Genomic DNA, 19,779 nt, shown 5'->3' on the forward strand with positions numbered 1-19,779 from the left:
TAGTAACGGGAAAATGAACGGGAAATCAGTCTTCCAGAACGGCGAGAATTTCGTTCTCGCTCATTACCAGCAGGTCTTCGCCGTCGACTTTCACAGTGTTGCTGCCGGAGTAAGGGCCGAAAACAACCTTGTCACCCACTTTCACGGCCAGCGCACGTACTTCACCGTTTTCCAGTGCCTTGCCTGGACCCGCAGCCAGAATCACACCGTGGTTGGCTTTTTCAGCAGCCGAACCTGGCAGGACGATACCGCCAGCGGTTTTCTTTTCTTCTTCGCTGCGACGGATAACGACGCGGTCATGCAGAGGACGAAGCTTCATTGTCGATCTCTCCTAATTGTGGTTTTCATCGGCCGGTGTAGTCCCGGCGGGTTTAACGAATCCGGCCTGCGCCGGTTGCGGTCCGTCGAGCGAACCGCGCAAGTCTGTCCGGTTTGAATACCGGAAACCTTTCGGTGACCGATACATAGGGGCGTACAAGCCGATTACAAGGGCTGACGGAAAAAATTTTTCATCGCGGCAGCGTAAAAAATTGCCCAAACGAACACGGCACCTGAAGGTGCCGTGTCGATGCAGAGGTTACTTGTGGTCGCGGTGTTCGAACTCGCCTTCGATCACATTCGGCTCGCGTCCCAGCGGTTCGCGCGGCGCAGGACCGCCACGCGATTGCAGGTCGTCGGCGAAGGCGCGTTGGCGCATGGCCTGGTCTTCGGCGCGCTGGCGCATTTTGTTTGCCAGCAGACGACGAGTGAACGGCAACAGCATCACCAGACCCACCACATCGCTGATGAAACCCGGAATGATCAACAGGCCACCGGCCAGTGCCAGCATCAGGCCTTCGAGCATGGTTTGTGCGGGCAGTTCGCCGCGGTTCAGGCTTTCACGGGCACGCAGTGCCGTGGCCAGACCGGCGATGCGCAACACAAACACACCGAACATCGAGCCGACAATGATCAGCAGCAGGGCCGGGAAAAACCCGATCGCCCCTGCCACTTTGACGAATACGAACAGCTCCAGCACTGGAAACAGCAGAAAGAGCAACAGAAAAGGGCGCATCAAAGTTTCCTCAACGCAAGAAATGCCTTGCAGTAAGCCTTAGATGACGTCGCCCTTGCGTGAATTCAAGCTTAATCTGCCGTATTTTTTGGCCAGGATGCGGCGTGAGCCAGAGAAACCAAGGCCTCACGTACTTGTGTCGGCGTATTACATGGCGCTGCGAAGGGCAACCAATACACCGCCTGACCAATGCGCAGGTGCATACCCTCGCTGTCGATCCCGGCCAGTTGCGCCGGCACGGTAGTCGGCAGCCCGGCGAGTTCGACGTAATGGGCGATGGCCTTGGCGTGGTCACTGTTCATGTGCTCGACCATGCTGATCTCAGCCTTGCCGGCGAACGGATTGGCCAGGGTCAGATTCTCAACCCAGTAGATCGCACCGAAACCGCCGATGTAGCGGTGACGCACCGGATTGAGCACCCAGAAATCAAAGTCATGGGCCTTGTGATAGTTCTGCGAATCCGGGAAGTAACGGTAATAACGCTCGGCGGCGGCGTCGATGGTGGCAGGATCTTCCAGCTTTTGCGCTTCGGCCAAATAGGTCAGACGGCCGACAGCCTGCACGTCGTCGGCTTCACGCTCGCCGACCAGCATCGAACATTTCGGGTCTTTTTGCAGATTGTGCGTGTGCTGGGCAATGCGGCTGATCAGGATCAGCGGACGGCCCTGCTCGTCCAGGCAATACGGCACAACGGAGCCAAAAGGAAATCCCGGCATCGACTTGGAGTGGGTCGACAGCACTCCGCGGTATTCCTTGAGAAGCAATTCTCGGGCATTCTTCGCCACTTCAACGCTCAATTTATGACTCCTTAAATGGATTCCGTCTAGAAAACGGACAGGCGCGCGGATAAAAGTAACCGGCACGCATCGGGCAATACTCACGGGCAACCTGGCCTGGACCGGTGCCGAGCGAGCGTTGCCGGCAACAAAAACAACTCAGACCTGCCAGCGAGACATGCGAATGCAACTCAACGACAAAGTAATCATTATCACCGGCGGTTGCCAGGGTTTGGGCCGTTCCATGGCTGAGTATTTCGCCGGCAAAGGCGCGAAACTGGCCTTGGTCGATCTGAACCAGGAAAAACTCGACGACGCCGTGGCCGCGTGCAAAGCCAAGGGTGTCGAAGCGCGCAGCTACCTGTGCAACGTCGCCAATGAAGAGCAGGTCGAGCACATGGTTGCTCAGGTCGCCGCCGATTTCGGCGCGATTCACGGTCTGATCAACAATGCCGGCATCCTGCGCGATGGCCTGCTGTTGAAGGTCAAGGATGGCGAAATGACCAAGATGAGCCTGGCCCAGTGGCAGGCGGTGATCGACGTCAACCTGACCGGCGTTTTCCTCTGCACCCGTGAGGTGGCGGCGAAAATGGTCGAGTTGAAGAATAGCGGCGCGATCATCAATATTTCGTCGATCTCCCGTGCGGGGAACGTCGGCCAGACCAACTATTCCGCAGCCAAGGCTGGCGTCGCGGCAGCGACAGTAACCTGGGCGAAGGAGCTGGCGCGTTACGGCATTCGCGTGGCGGGCATTGCGCCGGGCTTCATCGAAACCGAAATGACATTGGGCATGAAGCCGGAAGCGCTGGAGAAGATGACATCGGGGATTCCGCTCAAGCGCATGGGCAGGCCGGAAGAGATCGCCCATTCGGCGGCGTACATCTTCGAAAACGACTATTACACCGGGCGGATTCTGGAGATGGATGGCGGGTTGCGGATCTAACCGACGATACAAAACAACTGTGGGAGCGGGCTTGCTCGCGAACGCGTTGGGTCAGACGACTAATCAGTTGAATGACACACCGCGTTCGCGAGCAAGCCCGCTCCCACATTTTTATCCAGCGTTTGTTTAATCGTCGCTGATGGTGATATTCGGCATCGCCGGCGTTGCCGCTTCCTGCAACACAATGCGCGCGCCAACGTGGCGGGCCAGTTCCTGATAGACCATGGCAATCTGGCTGTCCGGCTCGGCGATTACCGTGGGTTTGCCACCGTCGGCCTGCTCACGGATCAGCATCGACAGCGGCAGCGAGGCCAGCAATTCGACGCCGTACTGGGTCGCCAGTTTCTCACCGCCGCCTTCACCGAACAAATGCTCGGCATGGCCGCAGTTCGAGCAGATGTGCACCGCCATGTTTTCCACCACGCCCAGCACCGGAATGTTGACCTTGCGGAACATTTCCACGCCTTTGCGCGCGTCGAGCAGCGCCAGGTCCTGCGGCGTGGTGACGATCACCGCGCCCGCCACCGGGACTTTCTGCGCCAGGGTCAGTTGGATATCACCGGTGCCCGGCGGCATGTCGATGACCAGATAGTCCAGGTCGCCCCACGCGGTTTGTGTGACCAGTTGCAGCAACGCCCCGGAAACCATCGGCCCGCGCCAGACCATCGGCGTGTTGTCGTCGGTCAGGAATGCCATGGACATGACTTCCACGCCATGGGCCTTGAGCGGCACGAACCACTTCTGATCCTTGACCTCCGGGCGGGTGCGCTCGGGAATGCCGAACATGATGCCCTGGCTCGGGCCGTAGATATCGGCGTCGAGAATGCCCACCTTCGCGCCTTCGCGGGCCAGCGCCAGCGCGAGGTTGGCGGCGGTGGTCGATTTGCCCACGCCGCCCTTGCCGGACGCCACCGCGACCACGTTCTTGACGTTGGCCAGCCCCGGAATCTGCGCCTGGGCCTTGTGCGCGGCGATCACGCTGGTCACTTCGACGCGAGCAATCACCACGCCTTCGATGTTTTCAATGGCCAGTTGCAGAAGTTGCGCCCAACCGCTCTTGAACAGGCCGGCGGCATAACCGATTTCCATCTGCACATTGACGCGATCACCGACGATCTCGATGTTTTTCACACAACTGGCGCTGACCGGGTCCTGGTTCAGGTAGGGGTCGGTGTATTGGCTGAGGACGGCTTCCACCGCTGCGCGAGTGACGGCGCTCATGGGCAACTCCGATAACAAGACTGGAAAAGATGACGGCTATCCTACGCTGGAGACCGATCTGAGGCGAACAGATTACCCGAGCTGGAAAGCCACTGTGGTGAGGGGATTTATCCCCGTTCGGCTGCGCAGCAGTCGCCAATTCATTGCACACGGTATGACTGTTACACCGAGAAAGCAGGTTTTGGGGCGGCTTCGCCACCCAGCGGGGATAAATCCCCTCGCCACAAGTCCCAGCGGCGCAGGGGTGAAAAATATGCGCCGGCGCTTTATAGTGGCCGACCTCCGTTTCATCAAGTAGCGAAGCCCCATGTCCGAGCCACGCAAGATCCTCGTCACCAGCGCCCTGCCCTACGCCAACGGTTCGATCCACCTTGGCCACATGCTGGAATACATCCAGACCGATATGTGGGTGCGCTTCCAGAAGCATCGCGGCAACCAATGCATTTATGTCTGCGCCGACGACGCCCACGGTTCGGCGATCATGCTGCGTGCGGAAAAGGAAGGCATCACCCCGGAACAACTGATCGCCAACGTGCAGGCTGAACACAGCGCCGACTTTGCCGACTTCCTGGTCGATTTCGACAACTTCCACTCCACTCACGCCGAAGAAAACCGTGAGCTGTCGAGCCAGATCTACCTCAAGCTGCGTGACGCCGGGCACATTGCCCAGCGCTCGATCACCCAGTATTTCGACCCGGAAAAGAAAATGTTCCTGGCCGATCGCTTCATCAAGGGCACCTGCCCGAAATGTGGCACTGAAGACCAGTACGGCGACAACTGCGAAAAATGCGGTGCAACCTACGCACCGACCGACCTGAAGGATCCGAAGTCGGCGATCTCCGGCGCCACCCCGGTGCTCAAGGACTCCCAGCACTTCTTCTTCAAGCTGCCGGACTTCCAGGAAATGCTGCAGGCCTGGACTCGCAGCGGCACCCTGCAGGACGCCGTGGCCAACAAGCTGTCCGAATGGCTGGATGCCGGCCTGCAACAGTGGGACATTTCTCGCGACGCGCCATACTTCGGTTTCGAGATTCCGGGCGAGCCGGGCAAGTATTTCTACGTGTGGCTGGACGCGCCGATCGGTTACATGGCCAGCTTCAAGAACCTCTGTGATCGCACGCCGGAGCTGGACTTCGACGCGTTCTGGGGCAAGGACTCGACCGCCGAGCTGTACCATTTCATCGGCAAGGACATCGTCAACTTCCACGCGCTGTTCTGGCCAGCCATGCTTGAAGGCGCGGGCTTCCGCAAGCCGACCGCAATCAACGTGCACGGCTACCTGACCGTCAACGGCCAGAAGATGTCAAAGTCGCGCGGTACCTTCATCAAGGCCCGGACGTATCTGGATCACCTGTCGCCGGAATACCTGCGCTACTACTACGCGGCCAAGCTCGGCCGTGGCGTCGACGATCTGGACCTGAACCTTGAAGACTTCGTGCAGAAGGTCAACTCCGACCTGGTCGGCAAAGTGGTCAATATCGCCAGCCGTTGCGCCGGTTTTATCCACAAGGGCAACGCCGGGCTGCTGGTCGACAACAATGCCGCGCCGGAGCTGACCGAGGCCTTCCTCGCCGCCGCGCCCGGCATTGCCGACGCTTATGAAGCCCGCGATTTCGCCCGTGCCATGCGCGAAACCATGGCCCTGGCCGACCGCGCCAATGCGTGGATCGCCGACAAGGCACCGTGGTCGCTGAACAAGCAGGAAGGCAAACAGGATGAAGTCCAGGCGATCTGCGCCACCGGCATCAACCTGTTCCGCCAGTTGGTGATTTTCCTCAAACCGGTACTGCCGCTGCTGGCCGCCGATGCCGAGGCGTTCCTCAACGTCGCACCGCTGACCTGGAACGACCACACCACCTTGCTGGCCAACCATCAGCTCAACGAATTCAAACCGTTGATGACCCGCATCGACCCGGTAAAAGTACAAGCCATGACCGACGCCTCGAAAGAAGACCTGACCGCCAGCCAGACTGACACCGGCGCCGCCGCACCTGCGGGCAACGGCGAGCTGGCCAAGGATCCGCTGTCGCCGGAGATCGACTTCGACGCATTCGCCGCCATCGACCTGCGCGTGGCGCTGATCGTCAAGGCCGAACACGTTGAGGGCGCCGACAAGCTGCTGCGTCTGACCCTCGATATCGGTGACGAGCAACGCAACGTGTTCTCCGGAATCAAGAGCGCTTATCCGGATCCGTCGAAACTCGACGGTCGCCTGACCATGATGATCGCCAACCTCAAGCCACGAAAAATGAAGTTCGGCATTTCCGAAGGCATGGTCATGGCGGCAGGCCCTGGCGGTGAAGAAATCTACCTGCTGAGCCCGGACAGCGGCGCCAAGCCGGGTCAACGCATCAAGTAAGACCTTGCGGTAAATCGATCCCACCGGCGTGCCCCGCATGCCGGTGGGATTTTTCATATCTGGCCCTGCCACCGCGTTGACCGGATAATGCCTGACCTTACGAGAAATCCGCCCGTTTCGCCGGCAGAACCATGACCGAACTTGTGCTTACGCTTATCAGTGCTGCGCTGCTCAACAACCTGGTGTTGCACTGGCCGCTGGGCGTCGACCCGCTGTTGGCGAGCAGTCGTCGCCAGGTGCATGCGTTGGGGCTGGCGACGCTGTGTCTGATGGTGATTGTCGGTGTCATCGGTTACGCGGTCTGGCATTGGCTGCTCGTGCCACTGCAGCTGCAAGCCTTGCGCCTGTTCGTGTTCCTGCCGTTAAGCGTGTTACTGATTGCGCCGCTGGTGAAGCGGCTGGCGCGTTGGCTGCCAAACCTGCCATTCGATGGGCTATGGCCGCTGTTGCTGGGCAATGCCGGTGTGCTTGGACTGGCATTGATCAACGCCCAAAACGGTAAAGGCCTGCTGCACGCGACAGCCCTGAGCCTCGGTGCCGGACTCGGCTTCTGGCTGGTGCTTGGCCTGTTCAACGATTTACGCGAACGCAGCGCCGACAACGATATCCCCCTGCCCTTTCGCGGCCTGCCGATCGATCTGATCGGGGCCGGACTGATCGCAGTGATTTTTCTCGGATTCAGTGGACTGATCAAAACATGAGTCTGATTCAGCGCATCGACGCCCTTTTGCCGCAGACCCAGTGCGGCAAATGCGGCCATCCGGGTTGCAAACCGTACGCGCAAGGCATCGCCGATGGCGAGCCGATCAACAAATGCCCGCCGGGGGGTGACGAAACCATTGCGGCCCTGGCCGAGTTGTTGAAAGTGCCGGTGCTGGAACTGGACGTCAGCCGCGGCGCGGCGCCACCGCAAGTGGCGTATATCCGCGAAGCCGAATGCATCGGCTGCACCAAGTGCATTCAGGCGTGCCCGATCGACGCCATCGTCGGCGCAGCAAAACTGATGCACACCGTATTGATTGATGAGTGCACCGGCTGCGACTTGTGCGTGGCGCCCTGCCCGGTCGATTGCATCGAAATGCGCCCTTTGCCACCCACAGCATTGCCGGTCACCGGGGGCCTGGCCTTCAGCCTCGACGAGCAACGCGCGCGCAATGCCAAACGCGATCATGCCCGCCAGCGCTTCGAGCGGCGCAACGCTCGCCTGCAACGCGAGGAACAGCAAAAGCAGGCTGAGCGCGAAGCCCGGGCCAGACGCGCAGTCCAGCCGCCAGTCTCGACTGCGGATCCCGTGCAGGCGGCACTGGAGCGGGTGCGAGCGCAAAAGACCGCAAACGCAGACGCGGCGTTGAAAAAAGCCAAAATCGACGTGGCGATGAGCCGTGCGCAACTGCACAAGTCGCTGAAAGCGTTCGGCCACCCGCCGACATTCGAACAACAGTCGCAACTGATCGTGCTGCAACAACAGTTCGAAGCGGCCGAACAGGCGCTGGTTGAACTCGAACGCGCGGCTGTGCCGGCTCCGGCAGCAACCCCGGCCCCGGCGGCAGACGCGGAGCTGAAGCGAGCGAAGATTCAACTGGCCATGCGCCGCGCCGAACTGAAAAAAGCCCAGGCAGCAGAAGCGCCACCGGAACAGATCGCCACGCTGGAACAAGCGCTACGGAACGCCGAACGTCTGGTGCAAGACCATGCTGCCCCTTGAGTCCACGGATGATCGCCTGCCGCAGGCGATGAAACGAGTGCTGCTCGCCGTCGTTCCTGGATTGTTGGTCTTGTTATGGGTGTATGGCTGGGGGGCATTGATTAACCTGGCCCTGTGCGTCACCACCGGGTTGTTCGTCGAGGCGGCGGTGACAAAGCTGCGCGGTCAGGCCATGCGGGCCACGCTGAGCGATGGCAGCGCGTTGGTCAGCGCAACATTGCTGGGCGCCGCGTTGCCACCCTATTGCCCTTGGTGGCTGACCGTGACGGCGATGGCTGCCGGCTTGTTGTTCGGCAAACACCTGTACGGCGGCCTCGGGAAGAACCCGTTCAACCCGGCGATGCTCGGTTTCGCTCTGGCGATCGTGCTGTTCCCGCAGCCGATGACCCAGTGGCCTGCCCAGGGCATGGATCTGTTCAGCGCCCTGCAACAGGTGTTCGCTTCGTCGCAAGCGCCGGACGCGTGGGTGCAGGCCACCGTGCTGGACGCTTTGCGCATCAACAAAAGCCTGACCATGGACGAGCTGTTCGCCGGACATCCCGCGTTCGGTCATTTCGCCGGGCGCGGGGTGGAGTCGGTGAATCTGGCGTTTCTTGCCGGTGGTCTGTTTTTGCTCCAGCGCCGAGTGTTCGGCTGGCACGCGCCGCTGGGCATGCTTGCCAGCCTGACGCTGATCAGCCTGTTTTGCTGGAACGGCTCCGGGTCGGATTCAAATGGCTCGCCGCTGTTCCATCTGCTGAGCGGCGCGACCATGCTCGGCGCCTTTTTCATCATTACCGAACCGGTGTCCGGTGCCAAAAGTGCCCTTGCCCGCCTGCTGTTCGGCGTCGGCGTCGGCCTGCTGACCTATTTGATCCGTGCATGGGGCGGCTATCCTGACGGTGTCGCGTTTGCGGTGCTGCTGATGAATTTGTGTGTTCCGACGCTGGAGCGGTTTGCCGCCAGGCGGCAAACGCAGGTTGCCCCATGAGCCGTACGAAAAATGTCCTGACGGTGGTTTTACTGGCTATCGCCGGAATGAGCGTGACGTACCTGTTACAGCGCAGCAGCGCGCCGCAGATTGCCGCCGAACAGCGTCTGATCGACAGCCGCAAGCTGCTCGATGTGCTGCCCGCCGAGCGCTATGACAATCAACCGCTGGAACAACCACTGACACTGGTCGACACGGCCTTGCTCCACAGCAAATTGACAGCCGGCTATCGTGCGACCAAGGCTGGGCTGCCGGTCGCGGTGCTGTTGCGCAGTCAGACCCAAGGCTACGCGGGCCCGCTTGAATTGCTGATCGCTATCGATTCCACCGGCAGGCTGATGGGCGTGAAGACGCTCAAGCACACCGAAACACCGGCCCTCGGTGGTCCTGTCGGTGACTGGCCGAATGCCTGGCTGCAGATGTTTACCGGCAAATCGCTCACTGCCCCCCCGGACGCAGGCTGGGCGCTGAAAAAAGATCAGGGACAGTTTGATCAGATGGCCGGGGCGACCATCACTTCCCGCGCTACCCTTGAGGCCATCCGTGATGCGCTGCGTTACTTCGACGCGCATCGGTCGGCGTTGCTGGAGAACGGCACATGAACTCAGCGGCAACCTCGGCAAGCGCCTTGATGCTGGTGCCGTTGCTCGGCGCTTCCGGCTCTCTGGGCGCGGCGTTCGGGACCACCCTGTTATTCTTTGCGGTGCTCATCGGCTATGGCGTGTGCATGTCTGCCTTGCGGTCGCGCCTGACGCTGGCAAGCGCAGTGCTGGCAAGCGTGGTACTCGCAGCCACAATCACCAGCTGTGCCGAGATCATTGCGCAGCGCTGGTTTCTGCCCTGGTATCAGACTTCGGCCCTCTATGCGGGGTTGATCGCCTGGCAATGCGTGGTGCTGGAACACAGCGGTTTCTTTCGCTATCCGCTGGCCGTGCGCTGCAGACGCTGCGGTCTGTTCGCCAGCCTGATGCTGCTGCTTGCCGGGCTGCGTGAAGTCATCGGACGCGGCAGTCTGGGTCAGGGCTTGTTTGAACACTGGCATGGCCTGGTTGTATTCAGCGAGGGGCTGCATCTGTTCACGCTGGTTCCCGGCGCCTTTATAGTGTTGGGGCTGTTGTTGGCGGCCCGTCAGGCGATGACTCGCCCGCACTCTGTTACCAAGGAAACGCATCATCTATGAATGCCGCAAAACGTCTCGAGATCTTTCGCCGCCTGCACGAAGACAATCCCGAACCGAAGACCGAACTGGCCTACTCATCGCCTTTCGAACTGTTGATCGCGGTGATTCTTTCGGCGCAATCCACTGACGTGGGCGTCAACAAGGCCACTGCAAAACTGTTCCCGGTGGCCAATACCCCCGCGGCGATCTACGCCTTGGGTGTCGAAGGCTTGTCCGAGTACATCAAGACCATTGGTTTGTACAACAGCAAAGCAAAAAACGTCATTGAAACCTGCCGTTTGCTGGTTGAGCGCCACAACAGTGAAGTCCCGCAGTCCCGCGAAGAACTTGAAGCCCTGCCCGGCGTAGGACGCAAGACCGCCAATGTGGTGCTCAACACCGCGTTTCGCCAGTTGACCATGGCGGTCGACACGCACATTTTCCGCGTCAGCAATCGCACCGGCATTGCACCGGGCAAGAATGTGGTCGAGGTGGAAAAGAAACTGATGAAGTTTGTACCTAAAGAATTCCTGCTCGACTCCCACCACTGGCTGATTCTGCACGGTCGTTACGTCTGCCTGGCGCGTAAACCGCGGTGTGGCAGCTGCCGCATCGAGGATCTGTGCGAATACAAAGCCAAAACCTCGGACGATTGAGCGTTATCAGGTTTTTGCACCCATCGATTGAAAAAATCTTTTTTACCCGCCGCAGTATTGTCGATATAAGGGGCGCCAAAGGCAGTCTTAGCCGGGAGTTAACCGATGAGTACCGACAAAGAACAATTGGATGTAGACGAAGATTTTGTCGTCGCGGACGCGGACGACGTGGAACCTGTAGTGGTCGAGGTGGCGAAAACCAACCTGAGCAAACGTCGCACCATCGATAACCTGCTGGAGGAGCGCCGATTGCAACGGCAATTGGCCGATTACGATTTTGACCTCTGAGTTTTAAAAGCCTCCCGACCCGGAGGCTTTTTACTTTCTGCGACTAGCTGAATGCGATCGGCCCATGACCCTGTCAGCTACGCGAGTACTCAAACAAGTCCGTTGCGTTGTGCAAGTTCGATCAGATCAACCAGCGAGCGGGCGTTGAGCTTCAATAACAAGCGGGTTTTGTAGGTACTCACCGTCTTGTTACTCAAAAACATACCGTCGGCGATTTCCTTGTTGGTTTTACCCCGCGCCAACTGTTGCAGCACCATCATCTCCCGTCCGGAAAGACGATCGACCATGTCGGCTTCACTGGCATTGCCCAGGCTGGTACGCACGGTATGCAGCGCCTGATTGGGAAAATAACTGTAGCCAGAGAGAACCGCCTTGATGGCGCTAAGCAGTTCAGTCAGATCCTGCTGTTTACAGACGTATCCCGCCGCGCCTGATTGCATGCAGCGCATCGAAAAATGTCCCGGCGCCTGCGAGGTCAGAACCAGGACTTTGATAGGCATGGCGGTGGACGTCAGACGCGCAATAACTTCCAGGCCATCAAGTTTCGGTATTCCAATATCCAGAATGACAATATCCGGCATTTGTTCGCGAGCAATCTGCAAGGCATCGACACCATTGTCAGTTTCTGCAATGACTTCGTAGCCATGCCGTTCCATCAGCATACGCACTGCAAGCCGAATGACGGGGTGGTCATCCACGATCAGCACTTTATTCATGGGCAGGTCCAGTTTTCGCGGTTCGATTTTTTAGAACACGCACAATATCCCAGTCACTTGCCCCATGGCATGCCAAGTCTGACACGCACTTACATCGCGAGACATTCCCTACACCGATTGAGGATAATTCCCACAAAAATTCGCTTTGTTTATCGGACAGTACCCGCTTCGCACCGAAGGAATACTTCCGCTTGCAATTCGTAACAACTTCCGCTCGCGATTTTGCAGCCTCTCGCGGTGGTGCCAATACTCATCGCATCCGCTGGCCTGCGGCAGAACCGCCACCCGCCAGCCTGAAACTCCGCCCTCCCCCCGGCTCTCCCATAAATACTAGTGCAGCCGGAACTTCATAAAAACCTGAAACACAGTCCGATACTTAAACATATTCTTTTGCTATAAATATAAGTACCCAAGAAAAACATCATACTGCAATCAAGTTACCCCAAACACACACTTTCCGAGAGTAAGAAAAAACAATATGACCACACTAAGAATTAAAAACAAAATAACCAACCCCATGACCGTCATTGCCATCTTCGCGCTCATATCAGAAACATCAGCAGCGGTATCCCTGCCGTTCCTCGACCACCATGACCGTGCAATCTATGTCTGGTTTCTGATCAGTTTTCCTTTTTACTTGCTGCTCCTGTTCTTCATCACTCTGAACTTCAACCACCGCTCGCTCTATTCACCTTCTGATTTTGGCAATGACAAGAATTTCTTGAAGGCCATCGATAACAATGAACGCGACAAGAAAGGATCTGCGACCGGCCTCCCGACTGTCCGGCACTATGCGCTCAAAGTAACCAGCCGCATCGTGCCCGCAAAAACCGATAACACTCAATGCAAGGAAGCATACGAAACCCATAACTCGCTTGATCCACCGACAAACCTCGCTCCCGGCAGCAGTCCGGTCTTACATCACGATATCCGGCTGCCCGCCGCCGTCAGACATCTGCATATCATTGATGCACGAGAGGTTGATGTTTTTAGAGAGATGGACATCTTGCTGGATAAAATTCGACACACCGACAAGAAAACCGCCCATGCCATCGTGTTTCTGTCCAGTCAGGCGTCGGATGTTTCGCGGATGCGGCAGGCAATGCGGCACATCAAGCACACGAAGAAAGGCTCACCCCGCTGCATCATTTATAACTTGGGGTCGCAAACACTGACCTTGCTGGGGCGGGAATGAAGCATTACTCGCTCGCTCGATCGCTGAAAAAAACTGCCCCATGGCAGCCCGATCAAGAATTCTGTAAAAAAAACGGCCTTGTCTTGCGACACGGCCGTTTTTTCATTGCGCGTCAGTCTGAGTCACTCAGAACAGCTTGCGGCCCTTGTTGGCAGCAATGCGCATGCGCAGCGCATTGAGCTTGATGAAGCCCGCTGCGTCAGCCTGATTGTAAGCACCGCCGTCTTCTTCGAAGGTTGCGATATTGGCATCGAACAGCGAATCGTCGGACTTGCGGCCGGTCACGATGACGTTGCCTTTATACAGCTTCAGGCGCACCACGCCGTTCACGTTGACTTGCGAAGCGTCAATCATCTGTTGCAGCATCAGACGCTCCGGGCTCCACCAGTAACCGGTGTAGATCAGACTGGCGTACTTCGGCATCAGCTCATCCTTGAGGTGAGCGACTTCGCGGTCCAGAGTGATCGACTCGATGGCGCGGTGAGCGCGCAGCATGATCGTGCCGCCCGGGGTTTCGTAGCAGCCACGGGACTTCATGCCGACGTAACGGTTTTCGACGATGTCCAGACGGCCGATGCCATGCTCGCCACCGATCTTGTTCAGCGTCGCCAGTACGGTGGCAGGGGTCATTTCGACGCCGTCCAGGGCCACGATGTCGCCGTTGCGGTAGGTCAGTTCCAGGTATTGCGGGGTGTCGGGAGCGTTCTCCGGGGAGACGGTCCAGCGCCACATGTCTTCTTCGTGCTCGGTCCAGGTGTCTTCCAGCACGCCGCCTTCATAGGAAATGTGCAGCAGGTTGGCGTCCATCGAGTACGGGGATTTTTTCTTGCCGTGGCGTTCGATCGGAATCGCGTGCTTCTCGGCGTAGTCCATCAACTTCTCGCGCGACAGCAGGTCCCACTCGCGCCACGGCGCAATGACTTTCACGCCTGGCTTGAGTGCGTAGGCACCCAGCTCGAAACGCACCTGGTCGTTGCCCTTGCCGGTGGCGCCATGGGAAATGGCGTCGGCGCCGGTTTCGTTGGCGATTTCGATCAGGCGCTTGGCGATCAGCGGACGTGCGATGGACGTACCCAGCAGGTACTCACCTTCGTAAACGGTGTTGGCGCGGAACATCGGGAACACGAAATCACGCACGAACTCTTCGCGCAGGTCGTCGATGTAGATTTCTTTGACGCCCATGGCCTGGGCCTTGGCGCGGGCCGGCTCGACCTCTTCGCCTTGACCGAGATCAGCGGTGAAGGTCACCACTTCACAGTTATAAGTATCCTGCAGCCACTTGAGGATCACCGAAGTGTCCAGGCCGCCGGAATACGCCAGAACGACCTTGTTTACGTCCGCCATGCCATCACTCCACGGGGTTCTACGGAAAGCCGGGGAGTCTACCGCTCAAACGCGATAATTTACAGAGGCGCGACAGCTTAAGACGACAAAGCGACAGAATGTTTCGAGAGCGCGACGATGACCGGCGAGTCAGGAAGTCGCTGCGGTGCTGGCCGGCGTGCTCGCTTGCGGTGCTGGAACCGGGGCCGTTGTCGGTGCCACGCGTGCCAGTTTGACATTGACCCGACGATTCTTCGCGCGATTGGCCTTATTGGTGTTCGGCACAATGGGGTATTGCTCGCCATGGAAGCGCACGGTGATCTGTGATTCCTGAATGCCGTTGGCCTTGAAGAAATCGACCACCGCCAGCGCCCGGCGACGCGACAACTCACGATTGGTCAACCGATTGCCGCTGTTGTCGGAATGGCCGTCGAGTTCGATGTGATTGACCGTCGGATCGGCCTTCATATAGTCGAGCATGACTTGCAGCTTGGCCTTGGCGGCCGGGTCCAGGTCAACGCCTTCGCCGGGAAAGCCTATCTGCGATTGCTTGATCTGATCAAAATTCTGCGGCAGCAACTTCGCCACACAGGTCTGGTAATCGTTGAACGCTTTGCTGAATTTCACCGGAAGCAGACGTACTTCCGAAATACGGCCATCGCCAGACGCGCGGCGCACTACCGGGCTGCGGCCATCCAGCAAACCACTGATCAAGCCACCGGCCTGCGATTGCGAGCTGTTGAACAGCACGTTGCCACTGCCCAGCCTGACGCTGCCCAGATTGATGTCGCCGCGCCCCGGCTGCCACGGCGCAGCGGCAGCCAGCAGCGTTGCCGATCCGCCGCCGAGCATGGCGTTATAAGCGTTGAGACGAAAAATCGCCTGCTCGCCGGCCTTGCGCACGAATTCGCCCGAGCCGAAATCGGTGATCGGCTGGGTCAGACGGCATTCGAACTTGTCGCCGGCGACCGTCCACTCAATGCTCTCCAGACGGGTCTGGTACGTCAGCGCCATCGCGGGAAGGCTGGCAAACACACTGAGCAAGGCTAAATAACGCTGGCGCACGGGAGGCTCCATTGGCTTGTGAAACACAAACACCGATTCACACAATGTTTACGGCATACCTTCGGGATATCGGACACTGTCGGCAAAACTTGATAGCGAGTGCCTGCAAGAGTCTTTTCCGGTAGCATTCGCCTCAGTTTGACCCGCCTGGAATCCCCTCATGTCCGACCGCCTGACCCTGCTGCGTCCCGACGACTGGCACATTCATCTTCGCGATGGTGCCGTGTTGACCAATACCGTTGCCGATGTTGCGCGCACCTTCCGTCGCGCCATCATCATGCCCAACCTGGTACCGCCGGTGCGCAACGCCGCTGAAGCCGACGGCTATCGTCAGCGCATTCTCGCTGCCCGCCCGGCCGGCAGTCAGTTCGAGCCGTTGATGGTGCTGTACCTCACCGACCGCACCCAGCCCGAAGAAATCCGCGAGGCCAAGGCCAGCGGCTTCGTGCACGCCGCCAAGCTGTACCCGGCCGGAGCGACCACCAACTCCGATTCCGGCGTGACCAGCATCGACAAGATCTTCCCGGCGCTGGAAGCCATGGCCGAAGTCGGCATGCCGCTGTTGATCCACGGTGAAGTCACCCGTGGCGACGTCGATGTGTTCGACCGCGAAAAGATTTTCATCGACGAGCACATGCGCCGCGTGGTCGAACGCTTCCCGACGCTGAAAGTGGTGTTCGAACACATCACCACCGGCGACGCCGTGCAGTTCGTCAACGAGGCTTCGGCCAACGTCGGCGCGACCATCACCGCGCATCACCTGCTGTACAACCGCAACCACATGCTGGTAGGCGGAATTCGGCCGCACTTCTACTGCCTGCCGATTCTCAAGCGCAATACGCATCAGGAAGCCCTGCTCGACGCCGCCACCAGCGGCAGCGCAAAGTTTTTCCTCGGCACCGACTCGGCACCGCACGCGCAGCACGCCAAGGAAGCCGCTTGCGGCTGCGCCGGCTGCTACACCGCCTATGCTGCCATCGAGTTGTATGCCGAAGCGTTCGAACAGCGCAATGCGCTGGACAAGCTCGAAGCCTTCGCCAGTCTCAACGGCCCGCGCTTTTACGGCCTGCCGGCGAACACCGATCGCATCACCCTGGTTCGTGACGAATGGACCGCCCCGACCAGCCTGCCGTTTGGCGAGCTGACCGTTATCCCGCTGCGCGCCGGTGAAAAACTGCGCTGGCGCCTGCTGGAGGAACACGCGTGAGTGAAGACCATTTCGACGACGAACTGGACGGTCAGAGTGGCGGCGGCCCGCGTCATCCCATGGCAGCACGTTTTCGTGGTTACCTGCCGGTGGTCGTCGACGTAGAAACCGGTGGTTTCAACGCGGCCACCGATGCCTTGCTGGAAATTGCCGCGACCACCGTCGCCATGGATGAAAAGGGTTTCGTTTATCCAGACCACACCTATTTCTTCCGTGTCGAGCCATTCGAAGGCGCCAACGTTGAAGCGGCGGCTCTGGAATTTACCGGCATCAAGCTCGATCACCCGCTGCGCATGGCCGTCAGTGAAGAAACCGCGCTGACCGACATTTTCCGCGGCATTCGCAAGGCATTGAAGGCCAACGGCTGCAAGCGTGCGATTCTGGTCGGGCACAACAGCAGCTTCGATCTGGGCTTTCTCAACGCGGCGGTTGCGCGGCTGGACATGAAGCGTAACCCCTTCCACCCGTTTTCCAGTTTCGATACCGCGACGCTCGCCGGTCTGGCCTATGGGCAAACCGTGCTGGCGAAAGCCTGTCAGGCCGCCGGCATCGATTTTGACGGACGTGAGGCGCACTCGGCGCGTTACGACACCGAGAAAACCGCTGAGCTGTTCTGCGGCATCGTCAACCGCTGGAAGCAGATGGGCGGCTGGGAAGATTTCGACGACTGAACGAGGTCGGACAAATCCCGCGCGTAAAAAAACCGGCTCACTGAGCCGGTTTTTTTGTGCCTCGACGTTGCGCCTTACAGGCCGGCAGCGTTCTCGGTCAGGTACTTGGCAACGCCTTCTGGCGAAGCGTCCATGCCTTTGTCGCCTTTTTTCCAGTTGGCCGGGCAGACTTCGCCGTGCTCTTCGTGGAATTGCAGCGCATCGACCAGACGGATCAGCTCTTCCATGTTACGGCCCAGTGGCAGGTCGTTGATGATCTGCGAGCGAACCACGCCTTTGTCGTCGATCAGGAATGCGCCACGGAACGCTACGCCGCCTTCGGATTCAACGTCGTACGCCTTGGCGATGTCGTGCTTCATGTCGGCAGCCATGGTGTATTTCACCTGGCCGATGCCGCCATTGTTCACTGGGGTGTTGCGCCAGGCGTTGTGGGTGAAGTGCGAGTCGATCGACACCGCGATCACTTCAACGTTGCGTGCCTTGAAGTCTTCCATGCGGTTGTCCAGAGCGATCAGCTCGGACGGGCAGACGAAGGTGAAGTCCAGCGGGTAGAAGAACACCAGGCCGTATTTGCCTTTGATGGCCGACGACAGGGTGAAGCTGTCAACGATCTCGCCATTGCCGAGTACGGCCGGGACGGTGAAGTCAGGGGCTTGTTTGCCTACGAGTACGCTCATTGATATCTCCTGGTGTAAAGACTTGAAGTTCAGGGTCCGGGCCAGCCTGTCACCCTCAGGCGACAGCCCTGTGACACGAACCCTCTTCGCAAGGGACGACCATCATACACTGCGTTTTTGGCCTGTCCTTAACGGATTTTCCCTGTCGGACCGATCAACCGGCTTTCAAGCGACCGGGCGAATGGCGATCGATACCGTTCGTCAGCCACAGGCCCATCAGGCCGGGAAGCTTTCAGAAAGCACTTTGACAATCATTCTCGTTAACATTAAGATCCATCGCAATTGAGTCACAACCAGCGACGGTTCTTACTTATGTATGTTTGCCTCTGCACTGGCGTCACCGACGGACAGATTCGCGAAGCGATCTATGAAGGTTGCTGCAGCTACAAAGAAGTTCGCCAGGCCACCGGCGTCGCCAGCCAGTGTGGCAAATGCGCCTGCCTTGCCAAGGAAGTGGTGCGCGAAACCCTGACCAAGCTGCAAACCGCCCAGGCCGCGATCCCCTACCCGGTAGAATTTACTGCCGCGTAAATCCCCCATTTTCCAAGAACCGGACTTATGTCCGGTTTTTTTATGCCTGAAAATCAATTGCTTAGACGCTAGACGCGGAACACAAACATTCTTATTCCGATTAATTTTCATTTATTATTCAATAACTTAGGTTTGACACTTATAAACACGAAGCTCAAACTCTGCTCTATATACGGTTATTACAGGGCAGGACTCCGATCATGAAAGGCGACATTACAGTCATCCAGCATCTCAACAAGATCCTTGCCAATGAGCTGGTCGCGATCAATCAATACTTTCTGCATGCACGCATGTATGAAGATTGGGGCCTGAACAAGCTCGGCAAGCATGAGTACAAAGAATCCATCGACGAGATGAAGCACGCGGACAAGCTGATCAAGCGCATCCTGTTCCTCGAAGGCCTGCCGAACGTGCAGGATCTGGGCAAGCTGCATATCGGCGAACACACCCGCGAAATGCTCGAGTGCGACCTGCGTATCGAGAAGACCGGCCACGCCGATCTGAAAGTGGCGATCGCACATTGCGAATCCGTCGGCGACTTTGGCAGCCGTGAATTGCTTGAGGACATTCTCGAGTCCGAGGAAGAACACATTGACTGGCTGGAAACCCAACTGGGCCTGATCGACAAGATTGGCCTGGAAAACTACCTGCAGTCGCAGATGGGCGAAGAATGATCTGACATTCGCCAGATCCGAGACACTAAAAAGCCCCGCCCTCTTTCGAGGTGCGGGGCTTTTTATTGGCTGGTGCAATTCAAGCAACACCACACCCCCTGTAGGAGTGAGCCTGCTCGCGATAGCGGTGTGTCAGTCAATACTTTACTAACTGACAGAACGCTATCGCGAGCAGGCTCACTCCTACAGGGAGGCGAATCAGGCTTCGGACTTGTTCGTCGCAGCCGCTTCGACAGCTGCCTTGATGGTGCTTTGCAGCGAACCGTCAGCAGCCATCTCGGTCATGATATCGCTGCCGCCGATCAGTTCACCGCCGACCCACAGTTGCGGGAAAGTCGGCCAGTTGGCGTACTTTGGCAGGTTGGCGCGGATTTCCGGGTTCTGCAGGATGTCCACGTAAGCGAACTTTTCGCCACAGGCCATCACAGCCTGTGCAGCTTTCGCGGAGAAGCCGCATTGCGGGGCATTCGGCGAGCCTTTCATGTAAAGCAGAATGGTGTTGTTGGCAATCTGCTCTTTAATCGTTTCGATGATATCCATGGAGCACCTCGGCTGAACTTTCCGACTCATGGGTCGGCACGGTGGCGCA

22 protein-coding genes and 1 pseudogene are annotated in these 19,779 nt (G+C 58.5%); 14 read left to right on the top strand and 9 right to left on the bottom strand.

The window, feature by feature from the left end; translation table 11 throughout:
- Window positions 1-25: 25 nt before the first annotated feature.
- From HU755_RS14785 to HU755_RS14795, 3 genes are all read right to left on the bottom strand, one after another.
- Window positions 26-319, bottom strand: a complete 294-nt coding sequence (locus tag HU755_RS14785) for a co-chaperone GroES (protein WP_057723898.1) — start codon at window positions 317-319, stop codon at window positions 26-28.
- A 258-nt stretch (window positions 320-577) separates the two neighbouring features.
- Complete coding sequence (locus tag HU755_RS14790) at window positions 578-1,054, bottom strand: FxsA family protein (RefSeq protein WP_186633820.1); 477 nt, start codon at window positions 1,052-1,054, stop codon at window positions 578-580.
- A gap of 71 nt (window positions 1,055-1,125) precedes the next feature.
- Window positions 1,126-1,851 (bottom strand): HugZ family protein, encoded by a 726-nt coding sequence (locus HU755_RS14795; RefSeq protein ID WP_186633822.1) that lies wholly within the window; start codon window positions 1,849-1,851, stop codon window positions 1,126-1,128.
- Window positions 1,852-2,014: 163 nt separating this feature from the next.
- Here HU755_RS14795 and HU755_RS14800 point away from each other — a divergent pair, with 163 nt between their 5' ends.
- A complete protein-coding gene (locus tag HU755_RS14800; protein WP_186633825.1) occupies window positions 2,015-2,773 on the top strand; it encodes an SDR family oxidoreductase in 759 nt (252 codons plus the stop codon).
- A 171-nt stretch (window positions 2,774-2,944) separates the two neighbouring features.
- On the opposite strand, the pseudogene apbC reads toward HU755_RS14800, so the two are convergent.
- Window positions 2,945-3,994: pseudogene (gene apbC, locus HU755_RS14805) on the bottom strand (iron-sulfur cluster carrier protein ApbC); the annotation flags it as partial.
- 307 nt (window positions 3,995-4,301) lie between these two features.
- Between apbC and metG the strand changes: the two are divergent.
- The 8 genes from metG to HU755_RS14845 all read left to right on the top strand — a co-directional run bounded on the left by metG (window position 4,302) and on the right by HU755_RS14845 (window position 11,131).
- On the top strand, window positions 4,302-6,353 hold the full coding sequence (gene metG / locus HU755_RS14810; protein WP_186550056.1) for a methionine--tRNA ligase: 2,052 nt from the start codon (window positions 4,302-4,304) through the stop codon (window positions 6,351-6,353).
- 131 nt (window positions 6,354-6,484) lie between these two features.
- Window positions 6,485-7,054, top strand: a complete 570-nt coding sequence (locus tag HU755_RS14815) for an electron transport complex protein RnfA (RefSeq protein WP_186633831.1) — start codon at window positions 6,485-6,487, stop codon at window positions 7,052-7,054.
- A complete protein-coding gene (rsxB, locus tag HU755_RS14820; protein WP_186633834.1) occupies window positions 7,051-8,058 on the top strand; it encodes an electron transport complex subunit RsxB in 1,008 nt (335 codons plus the stop codon). The genes HU755_RS14815 and rsxB overlap by 4 nt, the downstream gene beginning before the upstream one ends.
- On the top strand, window positions 8,045-9,028 hold the full coding sequence (locus tag HU755_RS14825) for an RnfABCDGE type electron transport complex subunit D (RefSeq protein WP_186633837.1): 984 nt from the start codon (window positions 8,045-8,047) through the stop codon (window positions 9,026-9,028). The genes rsxB and HU755_RS14825 overlap by 14 nt, the downstream gene beginning before the upstream one ends.
- Window positions 9,025-9,630 (top strand): RnfABCDGE type electron transport complex subunit G, encoded by a 606-nt coding sequence (locus HU755_RS14830; RefSeq protein WP_186633839.1) that lies wholly within the window; start codon window positions 9,025-9,027, stop codon window positions 9,628-9,630. Before HU755_RS14825 ends, HU755_RS14830 begins: the two co-directional genes overlap by 4 nt.
- The gene (locus HU755_RS14835) at window positions 9,627-10,208 is read left to right on the top strand and encodes an Rnf-Nqr domain containing protein (protein WP_186633842.1); all 582 of its coding nucleotides are present in this window, start codon (window positions 9,627-9,629) and stop codon (window positions 10,206-10,208) included. The genes HU755_RS14830 and HU755_RS14835 overlap by 4 nt, the downstream gene beginning before the upstream one ends.
- On the top strand, window positions 10,205-10,843 hold the full coding sequence (nth, locus tag HU755_RS14840; RefSeq protein WP_186622248.1) for an endonuclease III: 639 nt from the start codon (window positions 10,205-10,207) through the stop codon (window positions 10,841-10,843). The genes HU755_RS14835 and nth overlap by 4 nt, the downstream gene beginning before the upstream one ends.
- A gap of 105 nt (window positions 10,844-10,948) precedes the next feature.
- Window positions 10,949-11,131, top strand: a complete 183-nt coding sequence (locus tag HU755_RS14845) for a PA3496 family putative envelope integrity protein (RefSeq protein WP_186633845.1) — start codon at window positions 10,949-10,951, stop codon at window positions 11,129-11,131.
- Window positions 11,132-11,220: 89 nt separating this feature from the next.
- On the opposite strand, the gene HU755_RS14850 is transcribed toward HU755_RS14845, so the two are convergent.
- Entirely contained in the window at window positions 11,221-11,847 is a 627-nt protein-coding gene (locus HU755_RS14850; protein ID WP_186550040.1) for a response regulator transcription factor, read from the bottom strand.
- Between the two features lie 478 nt (window positions 11,848-12,325).
- Here HU755_RS14850 and HU755_RS14855 point away from each other — a divergent pair, with 478 nt between their 5' ends.
- Window positions 12,326-13,042, top strand: coding sequence for a hypothetical protein (locus HU755_RS14855; RefSeq protein ID WP_186633848.1), 717 nt, complete (start codon window positions 12,326-12,328; stop codon window positions 13,040-13,042).
- A gap of 126 nt (window positions 13,043-13,168) precedes the next feature.
- Here the strand turns inward: HU755_RS14855 and HU755_RS14860 are convergent, their stop codons facing one another.
- Both HU755_RS14860 and HU755_RS14865 read right to left on the bottom strand, forming a co-directional pair.
- A complete protein-coding gene (locus HU755_RS14860; protein ID WP_186622245.1) occupies window positions 13,169-14,386 on the bottom strand; it encodes an argininosuccinate synthase in 1,218 nt (405 codons plus the stop codon).
- 129 nt (window positions 14,387-14,515) lie between these two features.
- Window positions 14,516-15,430 carry an OmpA family protein gene (locus HU755_RS14865; protein ID WP_186633851.1) on the bottom strand — a complete coding sequence of 305 codons (915 nt, stop codon included), beginning with the start codon at window positions 15,428-15,430 and terminating at the stop codon, window positions 14,516-14,518.
- A 160-nt stretch (window positions 15,431-15,590) separates the two neighbouring features.
- Between HU755_RS14865 and pyrC the strand changes: the two genes are divergently transcribed.
- Together pyrC and rnt are read left to right on the top strand one after the other, a co-directional pair.
- Window positions 15,591-16,637 carry a dihydroorotase gene (pyrC, locus tag HU755_RS14870; protein WP_186633855.1) on the top strand — a complete coding sequence of 349 codons (1,047 nt, stop codon included), beginning with the start codon at window positions 15,591-15,593 and terminating at the stop codon, window positions 16,635-16,637.
- Window positions 16,634-17,308 carry a ribonuclease T gene (rnt, locus tag HU755_RS14875; RefSeq protein WP_186550032.1) on the top strand — a complete coding sequence of 225 codons (675 nt, stop codon included), beginning with the start codon at window positions 16,634-16,636 and terminating at the stop codon, window positions 17,306-17,308. Before pyrC ends, rnt begins: the two co-directional genes overlap by 4 nt.
- Before the next feature lie 74 nt (window positions 17,309-17,382).
- On the opposite strand, the gene HU755_RS14880 is transcribed toward rnt, so the two are convergent.
- Window positions 17,383-17,985 carry a peroxiredoxin gene (locus tag HU755_RS14880; protein ID WP_186550030.1) on the bottom strand — a complete coding sequence of 201 codons (603 nt, stop codon included), beginning with the start codon at window positions 17,983-17,985 and terminating at the stop codon, window positions 17,383-17,385.
- Window positions 17,986-18,297: 312 nt separating this feature from the next.
- Between HU755_RS14880 and HU755_RS14885 the strand changes: the two genes are divergently transcribed.
- Entirely contained in the window at window positions 18,298-18,516 is a 219-nt protein-coding gene (locus HU755_RS14885) for a bacterioferritin-associated ferredoxin (protein ID WP_003227725.1), read from the top strand.
- 200 nt (window positions 18,517-18,716) lie between these two features.
- Window positions 18,717-19,190 (top strand): bacterioferritin, encoded by a 474-nt coding sequence (gene bfr / locus HU755_RS14890; protein ID WP_186550028.1) that lies wholly within the window; start codon window positions 18,717-18,719, stop codon window positions 19,188-19,190.
- A gap of 198 nt (window positions 19,191-19,388) precedes the next feature.
- On the opposite strand, the gene grxD is transcribed toward bfr, so the two are convergent.
- Complete coding sequence (gene grxD / locus HU755_RS14895; protein WP_186550026.1) at window positions 19,389-19,730, bottom strand: Grx4 family monothiol glutaredoxin; 342 nt, start codon at window positions 19,728-19,730, stop codon at window positions 19,389-19,391.
- Between the last annotated feature and the right edge of the window lie 49 nt (window positions 19,731-19,779).

Source organism: Pseudomonas sp. SWRI111 (genome assembly GCF_014268555.1).
GTDB classification, from domain to species: Bacteria; Pseudomonadota; Gammaproteobacteria; order Pseudomonadales; family Pseudomonadaceae; genus Aquipseudomonas; species Aquipseudomonas hamedanensis.